Origin of the sequence: Phormidium sp. CCY1219 (assembly GCF_035615515.1) — a bacterium.
Taxonomy (GTDB): Bacteria; Cyanobacteriota; Cyanobacteriia; order Cyanobacteriales; family Laspinemataceae; genus CCY1219.
In genome coordinates this window covers 1-586 of the sequence record NZ_JAJENT010000058.1, presented here as the reverse complement: position 1 = coordinate 586, position 586 = coordinate 1, and the positions used below count along the sequence as shown (strand labels likewise).

The 586-nt window shown below is 51.4% G+C and carries 1 pseudogene; it reads left to right on the top strand.

The features are described from left to right. A pseudogene (locus tag LKK83_RS00410) lies at positions 1-586 on the top strand (hypothetical protein); the annotation flags it as partial.

The following is a 586-nucleotide window of genomic DNA, read 5'->3' as shown; positions in this document are numbered from 1 at the left end:
CCCGCGCTCGCACGTTGTTAGAAATTCTCGCCGAAGCCAATGCCGATATCCGCACTGGCGTAGACCCGGAATTACGCGAACAGGAAGCGAACTTACAGCAGCGCATCAATGCTACTGAATCCCGGCGCATGGAACTATTCTCCGGGGAACATACCCCGGAACAAGCTAATGCTATCAAACAAGAACTGGATACTTTATTGCGACAACTGGATGCTCTCAGGGCGCAAATCCGGCAAACCTCTCCCCGATATGCCGCTCTCACTCAACCTCAACCCCTAACTGCCGAACAAATTCAGCAGCAGGTACTCGATAAAGATACCTTACTCTTACAATATTCTCTCGGCACAGACCGCAGTTTCCTCTGGGCGGTCACTCCGGAGAGTTTAACGGTGTACGAGTTACCCCCCCGGGCTGAAATTGAGGAACTGGCACAACAATTTTATCGGTTAATGCAAAATCCCGACTATCGGGGGGAAAGTCGCAATCTGGTTGTTTCTCCCAACCTCCCGAAAGTCAATGCTTCTGCGACTGAGTTGAGTGAGATGTTGCTGTCTCCAGTGGCGGATAAACTAGCCGGAAAGCGGTT